Source organism: Thermus sp. KWY1 (genome assembly GCF_057547025.1).
On record NZ_BAAJPG010000038.1, the window covers coordinates 70356 to 85048 of the forward strand.

Genomic DNA, 14693 nt, shown 5'->3' on the forward strand with positions numbered 1-14693 from the left:
CGGTCTGGAGGGTGGCCTCGAGGACCGGGGCCAGCTCCGGGTACTCCACCCCTTTAGTCTATAGGTAGGAAAGCTTGTGGGTTAGCGGATGGACTTCAAAGGCCCATCTCTTTGCGCCGAGGCGCGGGGCGTCAATCGCCAGCCAAGACCCTTTCTGCCCAGGCCACGGTCTGCTCGGCTAGAAGAAGAGCCTCTTTCCAATCCTCTTCCGTGGCCTCAGGGAGGTCCCCTGGATAGCGGCCCGCCACGGCGAAGGGGTTAAGCCGAGCCAGGGCTTCTAGCTCCACGGGCACGGGGAGATGGGGACGGATCAGCTCCAAAAGCCGTGCCAGGTCGTGGGTTTTGGGAAAGGGGATGCCAAGGGCGATGAGGAGGGCTTTGAGGGCCTTTTCCGCAGCTTGCTGGGCGTCAAAGCAAGGGTCCTCCCAGGTCACCTCCGGGCTGGTCCGCCCCAGACGGGCCCTGGCCAGGTTGCTCTTGGCCCGGGTAAGCCAGGTCCAGGGGTCCGAGGTCTCACGCAGCATAGAGCACCCGGCCCTCCTTTAGCGCCTCCGGGTAGATGGTCATCCAGGCATCCCGGTACCTGGCCAGATCCTCCTCAGTGGCCAAGACCAGGTCCAGGCTGAAGCCTTTTTGGGCCTTGCTGGCGGCCAGGTACAGGTCTTTCCACACCCGCATGGTTTTATACTCTGGAGGCACCACGATGAGGAGGTCGTAGTCGCTTTCCGGGTGGGCCTCTCCCCGGGCCCGGCTGCCGAAGAGGATGATCTTCTGCGCCGGGACGGTTTTAAGGATGGCCTCGAGGACCGGGGCCAGCTCTGGGTACTCCACCTTTTCAGTCTACAAAGAGGAGGCGGAAGTCGTTGAGGTTGGTGCCGGTAGGCCCGGTTTTTAGGAGGGTTCCCGCCTGTTCAAAGAAGCCGTAGCTGTCGTTGGCTTCCAAGAAGGGCCTTGGGTCCAGCCCCAGGTTCCAGACCTCCGGGGTGAGGAGGGCTCCCGCCGCTTCTGAGGGTCCATCCAGCCCGTCGGAGTCCGCGGCCAGGGCGTAAAGGGGGGCTTGGAGGTGGGCGTAGAGGGCGAGGAGGAACTCCAGGTTCCGGCCCCCCCTACCCTTTCCCCTCACCTGTACCTGGGCTTCGCCCCCGGAGAGGAGGAAAAGGGGCTTTTTGAAGGGAAAGCCATGGGCGCGGAGGGTTTCCACCAGCTCCGCATGGAAGCGGGCCAGGGCCCGGGCCTCGCCGCCGAAGCGGTCCGAGAGGATCACCGCCCGGTAGCCTTGCCGCCTTAAGAACCCTTGGGCGGCCTTTAGGAGGTCCAGGTTGCGCCCGACGATCCGGTAGGAAAGCTGTTTTAGGGCGGGGTCTTGGGGCTTCAGGGTTTCGGGGAACCGGCCTCTTAGTCCTTTTTCCAACACCTGCCTGGCTTCGGGAAAGGCCAGGCCATACCGGTCCAGGACGGCCAGGGCCTCGAGGTAGGTGCTGGAATCGGGATGGAAGGGTCCCGAGGCAATAACCCCGGGGTCATCCCCTGGCACGTCGGAGAGGAGAAGCACATGAAGCCGGGCTTGGGTGGCCTTTAGAAGCCTTCCCCCCTTCACCTGGGAGAGATGCTTGCGCACGGCGTTGATTTCCCTAATGCTGGCCCCGCTTTTCAGGAGGGCCTCCGTGAGGGCCCGCTTCGCCTCCAGGGAGATCCCCAGGGGCAGGCACCAAAGGGCGCTTCCCCCGCCCGAAACCAGGGCTAAAACCCGCGCCTTGGGGGAAAGCCCCTTGAGGAGTTCCAGGACCTCCTGGGCCGCCCTTAGGCTTTCCCCATCGGGCAAGGGATGGCCGGCGAAGACCGCTCGTAGCCCCAGGGCATCCTGCCCCTTGGGCAGGGTGAGGTGGTAGGGTACCTCCCCGTAGCGATCCAAGGCTGCCTTTAGCATCCAGGAGGCTCCCTTGCCCACCGCTAGGATCAGGTGGGGCCTGGCCTTGGGAAGGGCCCTAAGGGTGAGGCGGTAGGGGTGGGCTTCCTCGAGGGCCTGGCGGAAGGTGGCTAAAAGGAGCGATTTCACTTTTGGCCTAAATCCGTCTGGGCAAAGTCATCCCCTTTATAGAGCAGAGGCATTCCCTCCACACGGGCTGTGGCATAGCTTAAGCAATCCCCGAAGTTTAGTCCCGCAGGGTGTTGGGCGCGGCCGAACTCTTTATAGGCACGGATGGCTTCCCGAGCGTGCTTCTCGGTAAAGGGGATCACCTCGGCTCCAAGCGCCTCCAGGAGTTCGTAAAGCAGATGGAGATAGCTGAACCCCAACCTTGCTACCACCACTATCCCAGCTTCCGCAAGGGTAGGCGCCCCTATCTTTGGAGGCCCTCCGCGGACGATCCGCTGCAACAAGGTCTCATAACCGGGCTCGCGAAGGAGGATCGCCAAGACCGCCGAGGTGTCCAGGACCATCTAGAACCCCTTGGGCCCATACCCCAGAAGCCTTTCCGTTTCCTCTTGGGAAAGGGGCTTATCAAGGTATTCCGGCGGTATCTTGGACCAGATTCTGTCCTCGAGGGTGCGCAAAAGGTTTTGAAGGTCTTGCCTGGGTTTTAGCTCAGCAAGGCGCATCTCCAAGGCTTTCCGCACCGCTTCCGCCTTGCTCTCCCCGGTGAGGCGGGCCACCTCCTCCACCAGGCGTTCCACATCCTTATCGCGTATGGTGAAGGCCATGCTCTGATTATAGGGCATCCCCTCCGCCGTCCGTCTCCCCGGGATGCCGGCCTATATAGAGCATTTCCAGAAGCTCCGCCGTGTGCAGGATGGGGATGCCCTTGTCCAAATAGGCCTGGATCTGGGTGAGGCAGCCGATGTTGCCCGTGACCACCAGTTCGGGCTGGGTGGCCTGAAGGTTTTCCGCCTTTCTCCTGCCCAAAACCTCGGCGATCTCGGGCTGGAAGAGGTTATAGGTGCCGGCGCTGCCGCAGCAGATCTCCCACTCCTTGGGCTCCAGCACCTCCACCCCAGAGGCCTTGAGGATCCTCCTTGGGGCTTCCCGCACCCCCTGGGCGTGGGCCAGGTGGCAGGCGTCGTGGTAGGCCACCCTGAGGGGCCTTGGGGGCGGGGGAGGGGGGATGAAGCCCAGCTCGTCCAGGATGACGGTGAGGTCCTTCACCTTGGCGGCCAAGGCCCTGGCCGCCTCCTCCTCGGGTTCCCCCAGGAAGAGAAGAGGGTATTCCCTCATCCCCGAGCCGCAACCGGCGGCGTTGGTAACCACGTAGTCCACCTCCCGGAAAACCCTCAGGTTGGTGCGGGCCAAGGCCCTGGCTCCCTCCTTGTCCCCGGCGTGGAGGTTTAGGGCCCCGCAGCAGACCTGTTCCTTGGCGGCTATCACCTCCACCCCGTTTTCCTGGAGGACCCGGATGGTGGCCCGGTTGATGGAGGGCCTCAGGACCTGCTGGGCGCAACCCAGGAGGATGCCCACCCTGGCCCGCCTTTGGCTCTTGGCGGGGTAGACCTCCTGGTAGGATTCCCTGTCCGGTAGGCGGTCCGGGAGCAGGGCGATGGGAGCCTTAAGGGCCTTGGGCAGGGGAAGGGGCTTCAGGAGGGGTTTTAGCCGGCTTCCCAGCTCGGCCAGGGGCCGAAAGCGCTCAGGGTAGGGGAGGATGCGGAGGAGGGACTGGCGATAGACCTGTTCCAGGGGGTAGCGGTGGCGCTTGCTCTCGGTGTGGAGGCGGAAGGTGGCGATGAGCTCGCCGTAGGGGACGCCGCTTGGGCAGGCGGTAACGCAGGCTTGGCAGGCCAGGCAACGATCCAGATAGGGAAGGGCTTCCTCCAGGGAGAGGTTCCCCTCGAGGACCTCCTTCATCAGGAAGATCCGACCCCGGGGGGAGTCCATCTCCTCCTGCAGGACCAGGTAGGTGGGGCAGGTGGGAAGGCAGAAGCCGCAATGGACGCAGGCCTCGATGGCGTGGGCCATCACCTCCCCTTCCTTGCCCAGGGTTTCCACGGGTATGCGGTGCTGCATGCTCTCACCCTAAGGGAAAACGGCTCCTGGGGTCCAGGGCCCTTTTGATGGGGGCGAAAAAGGCTTCCGGTGGAGGAGGGTAAAGGGGTTGATCCGCCTTGCCTCTCAACACCAGGTGGGGGATGGCCCTTTCCCTAAGGGCCTGGAGTCCTTCGGGGTCTAGGCCCGCATAGAGAAGCTCTCCCCCAGCCAGGTAGCGCCTGGGTCCTAAGGGAAGGCCTTCCAGTATGGGGATGAGGTCCGGACGGGAAGGCACCTTTACCCAGATGGGGCTTTCCTTCAGGAAGGCCAGGTTCCTTACCCCTTCCCAATGGGCCTCGTCCTCCCGGAGCACCTCCCCTTCCCTTTGCAGAAGGTCTTGGAGCCGCTGGATTCGTTTTTCCAGGCTCTCGGGAAAGCCCCCCAGCCGGATTTCCAAGGTGGCTGGAGGCACCAGGTCTAAGGCGAGGAGATCCAAGGGCAGGGTCCTGAGGCCCTCGAGGGCCGCCAGGGCTTCTTCCGTCTTGGCAAAGCCCACCCTCAGGCTTCGGGTGGCCCGGGGATAGGGAAAGACCTTAAAGGAAAGCTCCACCATGACCCCGAAGGCGCCCAGGGAACCCACCATGAGGCGGTGGAAAGGGAAGCCAGCGGCGTTTTTCACCACCTTGCCTCCGCCCCGCACCACCCTTCCTTCCCCGTCCACGAAGCGCACTCCCAGGATGAAGTCCCTGAGGCCCCCAAACCGTTCCCGCATGGGGCCGGAAAGCCCTGCTGCCACCGTGCCCCCAAGGGTGGCCCCCTGCTCCACCAGGGGTGGGTGGAAGGGCAGGTACTGGCCGTGGGTCCGTAGGGTTTCCTCTATCTCCTTAAGGGGTGTGCCGGCATAGGCGGTGAAGACGAACTCCTCAGGGGCATACTCCAGGATGCCCCTGAGGCCCGAAAGATCCAGGAGGGTCTCCCCGTCCTTGGGGGTGGAGAGGGCCGGCTTGCTCCCGCCCCCCTTGGGGCGCAGGCGGGGATAGGTGCGCACGGCTTCCTGTACTTCTTCCAGAGAGTTGGCACGGACCTCAGGCATACACCTCTCCTAGATGCGGGCCTTGCCCGTGGCCGGGTAGCACCTTGCCCCGGTTGGCGAGGCCTTTGGGGTCCAGGGCCTCCTTTACCCGCTCCATGGCCAGGAGGTCTTCCGGGGCAAACATCTTTGGCATGTACTCCTTCTTCTCCACCCCGATGCCGTGTTCCCCGGTCAAGGACCCCCCCAGGCGCACGCAAAGCTTGAGGATTTCTCCCGCCAGCTCCTCGGCCCGCTCCAGCTCCCCGGGTTTTTTGCCGTCGTAGAGGACCAGGGGGTGAAGGTTTCCGTCCCCGGCGTGGAAGACGTTGGCCACCCTAAGGCCGTATTCCTGGGAAAGCCTTCCGATCTCCTTCAGGGCCTCCCCTAGGCGGCTTCGGGGCACTACCCCATCCTGGACGATGTAATCGGGGGAAAGCCTTCCCACGGCGCTGAAGGCAGCCTTGCGCCCCTTCCAGATGGCCTGGCGTTCCGCCTCGCTTTGGGCGATGCGCACCTCCAAGGCCCCGCTTTCTTTAATCACCTGGGCCAGGAGTTTGGCCTCCTCCTCCACCTCCTCCTTGGGGCCTTCCAGCTCCACGATGAGGAGGGCCTCCACCCGGGGGTAGCCGGCCTTCACCGCTGCCTCGGCGGCCTCTATGGCCAGGCGGTCCATGATCTCCATGGCTCCGGGGAGGAGCCCGCTTCGGATCACCTGGCTCACGGCGTTGCCGGCGGCCTCGAGGCTCCCGTAGGCGGCCAGCAGGGTATGGTAGGCCTCGGGCTTGGGAAGAAGCCTTAGGGTGATCTCCAGGGCTACTCCCAAAAGCCCCTCGGTGCCCACGAAAAAGCCGTGGAGGTCGGGGCCTACGCTCTCAAGGCCTTCCCCGCCCAGGCGCACCACCTCCCCTTGAGGGGTGACCACCTCGAGGGCCAGCACGTGGCCCGCCGTCATCCCGTACTTCAGGCAGTGGGCCCCGCCGGAGTTGAAGGCCACGTTCCCGCCAATGGTGGAGATGGGCTGGCTGGAGGGATCGGGGGCGTAATAGAGGCCAAAAGGGGCTGCCTGCCGGGAAACCTCCAGGTTCACCACCCCGGGTTCCACCACCGCGATCCGGGCCTTGGGGTCCAGGCGCAGAATGCGGTTCATGCGGTTGAGGGCGATGACCAGGCCCCCCTCCACGGGCAAGGAGCCTCCCGAGAGGCTGGTGCCACTTCCCCGGGCCACAAAGGGCACCCCGTGGCGGTAGCAAAGGCGCACCGCTTCCACCACCTCCTCCTTCCGCTCGGGAAGCACCACGGCCAGGGGACGCTTGCGGTAGGCGGTGAGGGCGTCGGACTCGTAAGGGGCAAGCTCCGCCTCCCTGGTCAGCAGCCTCCCCGGGGGAAAGAGGGCCCTAAGCTCTTCCAGGAACCCCATTGCCACCTCCTATCCCACTTTACCGGAAGGGGTGGGTGGCCTGCCCCACCCCTTCCTAGCCCGGATCCTTTTGGTCTCAGTCCAGGTAATCGTAGGCCACCAGGGTCAGGAACTCGATGAACTCCTCCGAGAGGACCAGCTTGTCCAGGATCTCCTCGGCCTCCTTGTAGCGGCCAACCTCCCGTCCTCCCAGCTTGGCGAGCTCCTCTTCCTTGATCCTTTGGTAAAGCTCAGGGGTGACCGGGCGGCCGTCCTCCAAGGTGGCCTGCCGGTGCACCCATTGCCAAAGCTGCGCCCTGCTGATCTCGGCGGTGGCGGCATCCTCCATGAGGTTGAAGATGGCGGCGGCCCCGTTGCCGAGAAGCCACTGGTTCAGGTACTGGAGGGCCACGGAGATGTTGTTGCGAAGGCCCGCCTCCGTTACCTTGCCCCCCGGGACCTCAAAGTTCAGCAGGTCCTCCGCCCTCACCTGGACGTCCTCCCGCTTCACGTGCTTCTGGTGGGGCTTATCCCCCAGGTACCGGTCGAAGACCTCCTGGGCCACGGGCACCAGATCGGGGTGGGCCACCCAGGTGCCGTCAAATCCCTGGGAGGCTTCCCGCTCTTTGTCGGCCCGCACCTGCTGGAAGGCCCTTTCGTTCACCTCGGGGTCCTTGCGGCTGGGGATGAAGGCGGCCATGCCCCCGATGGCGTGGGCCCCGTGGATATGGCAGGACTTCACCAGAAGCTCGGTGTAGGCCTTCATGAAGGGCACGGTCATGGTGACCTGGGCCCGGTCGGGGAAGATGGGGGCGGTGGTGGCGAACTTCTTGATGCAGCTGAAGATGTAGTCCCAGCGGCCGGCGTTGAGCCCGGCGGCGTGCTCCTTAAGCTCGTAGAGGATCTCCTCCATTTCGAAGGCCGCCAGGATGGTTTCGATGAGCACCGTGGCTCGGATGGTGCCCCGGGGGATGCCCAGGTAGTCCTGGGCGAAGTGGAAGACCTGGTTCCAAAGCCGGGCCTCCAGGTGGCTTTCCATCTTGGGCAGGTAGAAGTAGGGGCCGCTTCCCCGCCTTAGGAGCTCGTGGGCGTTGTGGAAGAAGTAAAGGCCAAAGTCAAAGAGGCTTGCGGAAATGGGCTCCCCATCCACCCGCACGTGCTTTTCCACCAGGTGCCAGCCCCGGGGCCGGACCACCAGGGTGGCCACCTTTTCCTTCAGCTTGTACTCCTTCCCCTCGGGGCTTACAAAGTCAATCTGGCGGCGGACGGCGTCATAGAGGTTCTTCTGCCCCTGGATCACGTTGTCCCAGGTGGGGGAGAGGGCGTCTTCAAAATCCGCCATGAAGACCTTGGCCCCGGAGTTCAGGGCGTTGATGATCATCTTGCGGTCCACAGGGCCGGTGATCTCCACCCGGCGGTCCAAAAGGTCGGGTGGGGCCTCCGCCACCTGCCAGGACCCGCCCCGCACGAAGGCGGTTTCCTCGGGAAAGTCCGGCTTTTCCCCGGCCTTGTACCTTTCCCAGAGGGTTTTCCTGCGCTCCAAAAGCGCCTTGCGCACGGGGTTGAACTCCCGGTGCAGGGCCACCACGAACCTCAGGGCCTCTTCCGTGAGCACCTCTCCTAAGAGGGGATGGTCTTTGAGGATTTCCACGCCCTTCATGGTGGTTTGAGCCTAAGGGAAGGGGTGGGGATTTGTCAAGAAGCAAAATGATTTTTTGTTACTTGAAAAATAACCCAGCGGGTGCTAGCCTGAGGCCTATGCCACGACCCAGGAGGAAAGGAGCCGAGGAGGTGAAGACCTTGGAGCGGGGCCTGAGCGTCCTCGAGGCCCTGGCGGAGCTTAAGGAGGCCGGGCTTTCCCCCCTGGCAGAGCGGACGGGGCTTACCAAGAGCACCCTTTACCGCCTTCTCCAGACCTTGGTCCGCCACGGCTTCGTGGAGGAGGAAAGGGGGGTTTACCGGGTGGGGCCCAAGGCCTTTGCCGTGGGCCAGGTTTATCCCAGGCAGAACCTGCTTCTTGCGGCGCATCCGGAGATGGAGGCCCTGGCGGCGGAAACGGGGGAGAGCGTGAACCTGGCGGTGCTGGCGGGAAGGGAGGCCCTTTATCTGGACCAAGCGGAGGGGGCCAGATTGGTCCGGCTCTTCACCGCCCCCGGAAGCCGGGCTCCCCTGCACGCCACGGGGGTGGGGAAGGTGCTTCTTGCCTTCCGGGGCATTCCCGAGGGGCTTCCCCTGGTGCCCTATACTCCCTTTACCCTGACCCGTCTCGAGGACCTGAAGCGGGAGCTGGAAACCGTGCGCCGGAAGGGCTACGCCCTGGACAACGAGGAGAGGGAGCTGGGGGTGCGCTGTGTGGCCGCTCCCGTCTTCGGCCCCGGGGGAGAGGTGGTGGCCGCCCTGTCCCTCTCCGCTCCCGCCAGCCGCCTTTCCCTGGAGGAGGCCCACCGCCTGGCTCCCCGGGTGGTGGAGGCGGCCAGGAAAGCTTCCTTGCGCCTAGGTTTTGTGCCCGCTTTATAATAGCATTGGTTAGGAGGGTTTAGCGGAGGGAGCTAAAGGCCATGGACAAGGACCGTCCCGTGTACGTGATCTCGGTGGCGGCGGAGCTGTTGGAGATGCACCCGCAGACCCTGAGGCTTTACGAGCGGAAGGGTTTGATCAAGCCGAAGCGGTCGGGTGGGAAGACCCGGCTTTACTCGGAGCGGGACATTGAGAAGCTCCGGGAGATCCGCCGCCTGACGCAGGAGCTTGGGGTGAACCTGGCGGGGGTGGAGGAGATCATGCGGCTTCGTTCGGAGCTGGAGGCCCTGCAGGCCCGTTTTGAGGCCGAGGTGGCCCGGCTGAAGGAGGAGATCGGGGCCCGCTTTGAGGAGCTGGAACGCCCGGCCCTTCCCCCTCCCGGGGCCACGGCCAAGCCCTCCCCCAAGGACCGTCCCGTGTACGTGATCTCGGTGGCGGCGGAGCTGTTGGAGATGCACCCGCAGACCCTGAGGCTTTACGAGCGGAAGGGTTTGATCAAGCCGAAGCGGTCGGGTGGGAAGACCCGGCTTTACTCGGAGCGGGACATTGAGAAGCTCCGGGAGATCCGCCGCCTGACGCAGGAGCTTGGGGTGAACCTGGCGGGGGTGGAGGAGATCATGCGGCTTCGTTCGGAGCTGGAGGCCCTGCAGGCCCGTTTTGAGGCCGAGGTGGCCCGGTTGAAGCTCCTTCTCTTGGAAGAGGGCAAGACCCTTCCCGAAGGGAGTAGCATGGGGGCGTGAGTGCGCTCGAGCCCCTTTTGGAGTTCCTGTCCATCCCCTCCGTATCCACCGACCCGGCCCACAAGGAAGACGTTCGTAAGGCGGCCCTCTGGCTTGCAGAGAGGCTCAGGGAGCGGGGTTTCCGCACGGAGCTTCACGAGACCCCGCTACACCCCATCCTCTACGCGGAGCGCCTCCTGGATCCCAAGGCCCCCACGGTCCTGGTCTACGGGCACTACGACGTCCAGCCCCCGGATCCCTTGGAGCTTTGGGAAAACCCCCCCTTCGTGCCCACGGTGCGGGAGGGAAGGGTCTACGCCCGGGGAGCCTCCGACGACAAGGGGCAGCTTTGGGCCCATGTGGCGGCCCTCGAGGACCTGCCCGGCCGGGTGAACGTGAAGTTCCTGGTGGAGGGGGAGGAGGAGATCGGAAGCCCGAGCCTTCTGCCCTTCGTGCGGGAGCACCGGGAGAAGCTCCAAGCCGACGTGGTCCTCATCTCCGATGGCGCCATGTTCGCTCCCCTTACCCCTACCCTCACCTATGGCCTGAGGGGCCTCGCCTATTTGGAGGTGCGCCTGAAGGGGGCCCGGCGGGACCTCCACTCCGGAAGTTTCGGCGGCGTGGCTCCGAATCCCATCCAGGCCATGGGGTGGATTCTTTCCAAGCTAAAGGACGAGAAAACCGGGAGGATCTTGGTTCCCGGCCTTTACGACCGGGTGCGGCCGGTTTCGGAGGAGGAGAAAAGGCTCTGGCCCCCCTTGGACGAGGAGGCCTTGAGACGGGAGCTCGGGGTGGAGGTGCTGCCCGGGGAGGAGGGCTATAGCCCCCTGGAGAGGCTTTGGACCCGGCCCACCCTGGACCCGAACGGCATCTGGGGAGGGTACCAGGGGGAGGGCTCCAAGACGGTGATCCCCGCCGAGGCGGGCTTCAAGGTTTCCTTGCGCCTGGTGCCGGACCAGGACCCCGAGGAGGTGGCCAGCCAGGTGGAGGCCTACCTGCGGGAGATCTGCCCACCCGGCTACACCATGGAGATCCTCCGCCTCCACGGGGGCAGGCCGGTCCTCACCGATCCCTTCAGCCCCCCCATGCGCCTCATGGCCAAGGCCCTGGAGGAGGTCTGGGGCAGGCCCCCCGTGTACACCCGGGAGGGAGGGACCATCCCGGTGGTGGCGGAGCTCCAGGATGCCCTTCATGCGCCCGTGGTCCTCCTAGGCCTGGGGCTTCCCGACGACAACCTCCACGCCCCCAACGAGAAGTTTGACCTGATTAACCTGGAGAAGGGCATCGCTACCCTGAGGCGCTTCTACGAGCTTTTGGCCCAAGGGGGCTAGGCGGGGAGGGGGCTGGCCTTAGCCTGCCCCTGTTCCGGGGATGGCCCGCTTGGTGAGCCCTGGGGGAGCTGTTTTGAAGATCAGGGCCTCCCCCACCCGGCCCGTGAGGATGGGGACCACGGCGCTTTTGGCCACCTGGGCACAGAAGGGCACATCGGCCTCGAGGCCCACACCCTTCAGGGCCGTGGCGGCGGCGGAGAGGGAGAGGGCTTCCAGGGGGTCTTGGTAGTTCCGCTTCACCGCCAAAGCGATCCTGGCCCCATCCTCGGGCTCCACCTCCCCCAGGAGGCCCAGGTACTCCGCCAGGACCCCGGCGGTGTAGAGGTCGTCCAGGCCCACCCGCCCCTCCTTGCCGGCGGCCAGAATGGCCACCTCCTCCGTGGCCAGCTCCCGGGCCAGGCGGGCTGCGGCGTGGGCGTTGAAGAGGGAGGCCAGGAGCACGTGCTTGGCGGTCCTGGCGGCCACGTGGGCAGCCTTGGTGCCGTTGGTGGTGCTCATCACCACGGTCTTGCCGCCCACGGGGGCCTCGAGGGCCTCCCGGGGAGAGTTCCCCAGGTCAAACCCCGGGGGCTTTAACCCCCCCACCTCCCCCGCCAGGAGGACGTCGGCATCCTTGAAGGCCCGGGCGGCCTCGAGGTCTGGGACCCAGTACAGGGCCTCTGCCCCCGCCTCCAGGAAGGCGACGGCCGTGGTAGTGGAGCGGATCACGTCCACCACCAACACCACATCGGGGTAAACCAGCTCCTCCGCGGGGAGAACATCCACCTTCAAGCGCATGGAAGGCCCTCCGACTCGGTTTCTTCAAACCAGGCCAAAGGCCACCTCCTCCAAAAGCCTGGGGTCCACCACCTCCACCACCCCTGAAGAAAGGCGCAGGACGCCTTGGTCTTTGAGCTCGTGGAGGACCCGGGTGGTGGTTTCCCGGCTCACCCCGGCCAGGGCGGCCAGGTCCTGGTGGCGGAGCTGGAAGTGGGGCCCATGCCCCTGACGAAGGAGCTTTAAGAGGGCGTAGGCTACCCGGCTTCTCGCCTCCTCAAAGGCCAGAAGGTCCAGCTCCAGGTTGAGTTCCCGCAGGCGGTGGGCCAGGATGCGGGCCAGGTTGTGGGCGAAGAGGGGCAGGCGGCGGATGAGCCCGAGGTAGGCTTCCCGATAGAGGGCGAGAAGAAGGGTTTCCTCCTCCGCCAGGGCGCTGGCGCTCCGTTCCCCCCCGTCCAAAAGGCTCATCTCCCCGAAGACCTCCCCGGGCCCCAGGAACCCCAGGATCTTCTCCTGGCCCCCCAGGTGGGTGCGGTAGAGGCGCACCCGGCCCTCCTCCACCAGGTAAAGGGCCTGGCCCAGATCCCCCTGGTGGAAGATGGCTTTGCCCTTGGGGTAGGTCAGGGGCTGGAAGTAGGAGCGGGCCAGACGGGTTTCCTCCGGGCCCATATCCTGGAAAAGAGGGGATGCCGGCATCGGCCTTACTCTAACCGAGGCTTCATCTTTTGCCTAGAGGATGAGAGGGTGAACCCGGTCTTGGAGGCCATAAACCTGCGATTCTCCTACGGGAACGGCTATCTTTTCCGGGGGGTTTCCTTAAGGCTCTGCCCCGGGGAGGCCCTGGCCATCCTGGGGCCCTCGGGAAGCGGCAAGACCACCCTCCTCCACCTCCTGGCGGGCCTTCTCTCCTTGCAGGAGGGCGAGGTGTACTGGGAGGGAACCCCCATCCGGGGCCTTCCCGAGGGGGTTTTGGCCAGGAGGCGGCTTCGCTTTATGGGTCTTGTCTTCCAGCACCACTTTCTTTTCCCCGAGCTCACCGCCTTGGAAAACGTCCTGGCCCCCGGCTACCTGGCGGGTCGGGTGGACCGGGCCTTTGCCCTTGGGCTCCTTGCCCGGCTGGGCCTCAGGGAAAGGGCGGACTTCCTGCCCCAGAGGCTTTCGGGTGGGGAGCGGCAGCGGGTGGCGGTGGCCCGGGCCCTGTACCTTCGCCCCAGGCTTCTTTTGGCCGATGAGCCCACGGCCAGCCTGGACCGCACCCAGGCCAGGGAGGTGCTCAGGCTCATGCGGGAGTTGGCCAAGGAGGTGGGGGCGGCCCTTCTTTTCTCCACCCACGACGAGGCCTTGGTGGAAGGGCTTCCCACCTTGCGGCTTTAAAATGGGGCGGTATGAGTCCCATCCACGTGCGGGGCAGGAAGGGAGAGGTGGCGGAGAGGGTGCTCCTGCCCGGGGATCCGGGCCGGGCGGAGTGGATCGCCACCACCTTCCTCGAGGAACCCAGGCTCTACACCTCCTACCGAGGCCTTCTGGGCTTCACCGGCCGGTACCGGGGGGTGCCGGTTTCCGTACAGACCACGGGCATGGGGGCTCCTTCGGCCAGCATCGTGGCGGAGGAGCTGGTGAGCCTGGGGGCCAGGGTGCTTCTCCGGGTGGGCACCTGTGGGGCGGTGGACGAGGGCCTTTCCCCCGGGGACCTGGTGATCGTCCAGGGGGCGGTGCCCCTGGACGGGGCCACCCGGCAGTACCTGGAAGGCCGTCCCTATGCTCCCGTGCCCGACGCCGAGCTCTTCCGTGCCCTCTGGAAGCAGGCGGAGCAAAGAGGCTACCCGCACCATGTGGGCCTGGTGGCCACCGAGGATGCCTTCTACGCCACCACCCCCGGGGGAGCGAAGGCCTGGGCCCAGTTTGGCCTGCTGGCCTTTGAGATGGAGGCCAGCGCCCTCTTCCTCCTGGGTAAGATGCGGAAGGTTCGGGCGGGGGCCATCCTCACGGTTTCCAACCGCATCGGCGACCCGGAGCTGGCTCCGCCTGAGGTTTTGCAAGAAGGCGTAAGGCGGATGGTGGAGGTGGCCCTCGAGGCCCTTTTGGAGGTGTAGCATGGCCCACGAGCACGAACACGAGCACGAGTTCATCCTGGAGATCCCCGAGTTTGAGCACCTCTCCTACGAGGTGGAGGAGGGCATCGCCCTGGTTACCTTAAGGCGTCCTGAGGCCTTAAACGCCCTTTCCCAGGACCTCCTCAGGGAGCTGGCCGAGGTGGCCGAGGTCATCCATCAGGATCCCGAGGTCCGGGTGGCCATCTTCACCGGGGAGGGCAAGGCCTTCGCCGCCGGGGCGGATCTCAAGGAGATCGTCGCCCTGAAGGATCCCTTCATGGCCCGGGAGTATGCCCTTTTGGGGCAGCAGGTCTTCGCCGAGATCGCCGCCTTGCCCCTCCCCACCATCGCCGCCATCAACGGGTATGCCCTGGGAGGAGGGCTGGAGCTGGCCCTGGCCTGCGACCTGAGGGTGGCCTCCAGGGAGGCCAAGCTGGGCCTGCCCGAGGTGGGGCTGGGCTTGATCCCGGGCTTTGGCGGCACCCAGAGGCTTCCCCGCCTCATCGGGCGGGGCCGGGCCTTGGACCTCATCTTCACCGGGCGGCATGTGTCCGCCGAGGAGGCCTTAAGCCTGGGCCTGGTGAACCGGGTGGGGGAGGATGCCCTGGAGGAGGCCAAGAAGCTGGCCCAGAAGATCATGAAAAATGCGCCCATCGCCCTGGCCCTGGCCAAGGAAAGCGTGGTGCGGGGCGAGGGGCTGGACCTGGCGGAGGCCCTGGAGATCGAGGCCGACCTTTTCGGCTATGCCTCCGCCACGGAGGACATGAAGGAGGGGGTGCGGGCCTTCCTGGAAAAGCGGGCACCTAACTTCAAGGGAGAGTAAGGGTAAGCCCTTTCCCTTGGGGAAGGGCTGT

17 protein-coding genes are annotated in these 14693 nt (G+C 65.4%); 6 read left to right on the forward strand and 11 right to left on the reverse strand.

Annotation, left to right across the window (positions count from 1 at the left end; genetic code table 11):
* Positions 1–131 precede the first annotated feature (131 nt).
* The 9 genes from AC27GT_RS10285 to aceB form a co-directional block, all read right to left on the reverse strand.
* Positions 132–524, reverse strand: coding sequence for a HEPN domain-containing protein (locus AC27GT_RS10285; protein WP_219760389.1), 393 nt, complete (start codon positions 522–524; stop codon positions 132–134).
* Positions 514–831, reverse strand: coding sequence for a nucleotidyltransferase domain-containing protein (locus AC27GT_RS10290; RefSeq protein ID WP_015716451.1), 318 nt, complete (start codon positions 829–831; stop codon positions 514–516). Before AC27GT_RS10290 ends, AC27GT_RS10285 begins: the two co-directional genes overlap by 11 nt.
* Before the next feature lie 4 nt (positions 832–835).
* A complete protein-coding gene (locus AC27GT_RS10295; RefSeq protein WP_219760388.1) occupies positions 836–2056 on the reverse strand; it encodes a glycerate kinase type-2 family protein in 1221 nt (406 codons plus the stop codon).
* Positions 2053–2439, reverse strand: a complete 387-nt coding sequence (locus tag AC27GT_RS10300; protein WP_219760387.1) for a type II toxin-antitoxin system VapC family toxin — start codon at positions 2437–2439, stop codon at positions 2053–2055. Before AC27GT_RS10300 ends, AC27GT_RS10295 begins: the two co-directional genes overlap by 4 nt.
* Positions 2440–2700 (reverse strand): type II toxin-antitoxin system VapB family antitoxin, encoded by a 261-nt coding sequence (locus AC27GT_RS10305; RefSeq protein ID WP_219760386.1) that lies wholly within the window; start codon positions 2698–2700, stop codon positions 2440–2442.
* Positions 2701–2707: 7 nt separating this feature from the next.
* On the reverse strand, positions 2708–3994 hold the full coding sequence (gene glcF / locus AC27GT_RS10310; RefSeq protein ID WP_219760385.1) for a glycolate oxidase subunit GlcF: 1287 nt from the start codon (positions 3992–3994) through the stop codon (positions 2708–2710).
* A 4-nt stretch (positions 3995–3998) separates the two neighbouring features.
* The gene (locus AC27GT_RS10315) at positions 3999–5048 is read right to left on the reverse strand and encodes an FAD-binding protein (RefSeq protein WP_219760384.1); all 1050 of its coding nucleotides are present in this window, start codon (positions 5046–5048) and stop codon (positions 3999–4001) included.
* The gene (locus AC27GT_RS10320) at positions 5041–6444 is read right to left on the reverse strand and encodes an FAD-linked oxidase C-terminal domain-containing protein (protein ID WP_219760383.1); all 1404 of its coding nucleotides are present in this window, start codon (positions 6442–6444) and stop codon (positions 5041–5043) included. Before AC27GT_RS10320 ends, AC27GT_RS10315 begins: the two co-directional genes overlap by 8 nt.
* 76 nt (positions 6445–6520) lie before the next feature.
* Positions 6521–8083, reverse strand: coding sequence for a malate synthase A (gene aceB / locus AC27GT_RS10325; protein WP_219760382.1), 1563 nt, complete (start codon positions 8081–8083; stop codon positions 6521–6523).
* Positions 8084–8181: 98 nt separating this feature from the next.
* On the opposite strand from aceB, the gene AC27GT_RS10330 reads away from it, so the two are divergent.
* Genes AC27GT_RS10330 through AC27GT_RS10340 form a run of 3 tightly spaced genes read left to right on the forward strand, consistent with a single transcriptional unit; the run spans position 8182 to position 10990 of the window.
* The gene (locus AC27GT_RS10330; protein WP_219760381.1) at positions 8182–8940 is read left to right on the forward strand and encodes an IclR family transcriptional regulator; all 759 of its coding nucleotides are present in this window, start codon (positions 8182–8184) and stop codon (positions 8938–8940) included.
* A 41-nt stretch (positions 8941–8981) separates the two neighbouring features.
* Complete coding sequence (gene hspR / locus AC27GT_RS10335; RefSeq protein WP_239726194.1) at positions 8982–9680, forward strand: heat shock protein transcriptional repressor HspR, fused homodimer type; 699 nt, start codon at positions 8982–8984, stop codon at positions 9678–9680.
* A complete protein-coding gene (locus tag AC27GT_RS10340; RefSeq protein WP_219760088.1) occupies positions 9677–10990 on the forward strand; it encodes a dipeptidase in 1314 nt (437 codons plus the stop codon). The genes hspR and AC27GT_RS10340 overlap by 4 nt, the downstream gene beginning before the upstream one ends.
* Positions 10991–11008: 18 nt before the next feature.
* On the opposite strand, the gene AC27GT_RS10345 is transcribed toward AC27GT_RS10340, so the two are convergent.
* Positions 11009–11767 carry a 2-phosphosulfolactate phosphatase gene (locus tag AC27GT_RS10345; RefSeq protein ID WP_015716462.1) on the reverse strand — a complete coding sequence of 253 codons (759 nt, stop codon included), beginning with the start codon at positions 11765–11767 and terminating at the stop codon, positions 11009–11011.
* A gap of 24 nt (positions 11768–11791) precedes the next feature.
* On the reverse strand, positions 11792–12442 hold the full coding sequence (locus AC27GT_RS10350; RefSeq protein ID WP_219760087.1) for a Crp/Fnr family transcriptional regulator: 651 nt from the start codon (positions 12440–12442) through the stop codon (positions 11792–11794).
* A gap of 48 nt (positions 12443–12490) precedes the next feature.
* Here AC27GT_RS10350 and AC27GT_RS10355 point away from each other — a divergent pair, with 48 nt between their 5' ends.
* From AC27GT_RS10355 to AC27GT_RS10365, 3 genes are read left to right on the forward strand one after another with little or no spacing between them, the layout of a single operon-like run.
* Positions 12491–13120 (forward strand): ABC transporter ATP-binding protein, encoded by a 630-nt coding sequence (locus tag AC27GT_RS10355; protein WP_487224113.1) that lies wholly within the window; start codon positions 12491–12493, stop codon positions 13118–13120.
* Positions 13121–13131: 11 nt separating this feature from the next.
* Positions 13132–13839: a phosphorylase family protein gene (locus AC27GT_RS10360; protein WP_219760085.1), complete on the forward strand. Its 708-nt coding sequence runs from the start codon at positions 13132–13134 to the stop codon at positions 13837–13839.
* A 1-nt stretch (position 13840) separates the two neighbouring features.
* Positions 13841–14662 (forward strand): enoyl-CoA hydratase/isomerase family protein, encoded by an 822-nt coding sequence (locus AC27GT_RS10365; RefSeq protein ID WP_015716466.1) that lies wholly within the window; start codon positions 13841–13843, stop codon positions 14660–14662.
* Positions 14663–14693 lie beyond the last annotated feature (31 nt).

What these genes read in the sequence shown, in the direction of transcription:
- aceB (WP_219760382.1), bottom strand. Translation starts at nt 8,083, where the DNA reads ATGAAGGGCGTGGAAATCCTCAAAGACCATCCCCTCTTAGGAGAGGTG.
- AC27GT_RS10360 (WP_219760085.1), top strand. Translation starts at nt 13,132, where the DNA reads ATGAGTCCCATCCACGTGCGGGGCAGGAAGGGAGAGGTGGCGGAGAGG.
- AC27GT_RS10285 (WP_219760389.1), bottom strand. Translation starts at nt 524, where the DNA reads ATGCTGCGTGAGACCTCGGACCCCTGGACCTGGCTTACCCGGGCCAAG.
- AC27GT_RS10305 (WP_219760386.1), bottom strand. Translation starts at nt 2,700, where the DNA reads ATGGCCTTCACCATACGCGATAAGGATGTGGAACGCCTGGTGGAGGAG.
- AC27GT_RS10320 (WP_219760383.1), bottom strand. Translation starts at nt 6,444, where the DNA reads ATGGGGTTCCTGGAAGAGCTTAGGGCCCTCTTTCCCCCGGGGAGGCTG.
- hspR (WP_239726194.1), top strand. Translation starts at nt 8,982, where the DNA reads ATGGACAAGGACCGTCCCGTGTACGTGATCTCGGTGGCGGCGGAGCTG.
- AC27GT_RS10350 (WP_219760087.1), bottom strand. Translation starts at nt 12,442, where the DNA reads ATGCCGGCATCCCCTCTTTTCCAGGATATGGGCCCGGAGGAAACCCGT.
- AC27GT_RS10345 (WP_015716462.1), bottom strand. Translation starts at nt 11,767, where the DNA reads ATGCGCTTGAAGGTGGATGTTCTCCCCGCGGAGGAGCTGGTTTACCCC.
- AC27GT_RS10330 (WP_219760381.1), top strand. Translation starts at nt 8,182, where the DNA reads ATGCCACGACCCAGGAGGAAAGGAGCCGAGGAGGTGAAGACCTTGGAG.
- glcF (WP_219760385.1), bottom strand. Translation starts at nt 3,994, where the DNA reads ATGCAGCACCGCATACCCGTGGAAACCCTGGGCAAGGAAGGGGAGGTG.
- AC27GT_RS10300 (WP_219760387.1), bottom strand. Translation starts at nt 2,439, where the DNA reads ATGGTCCTGGACACCTCGGCGGTCTTGGCGATCCTCCTTCGCGAGCCC.
- AC27GT_RS10315 (WP_219760384.1), bottom strand. Translation starts at nt 5,048, where the DNA reads ATGCCTGAGGTCCGTGCCAACTCTCTGGAAGAAGTACAGGAAGCCGTG.
- AC27GT_RS10365 (WP_015716466.1), top strand. Translation starts at nt 13,841, where the DNA reads ATGGCCCACGAGCACGAACACGAGCACGAGTTCATCCTGGAGATCCCC.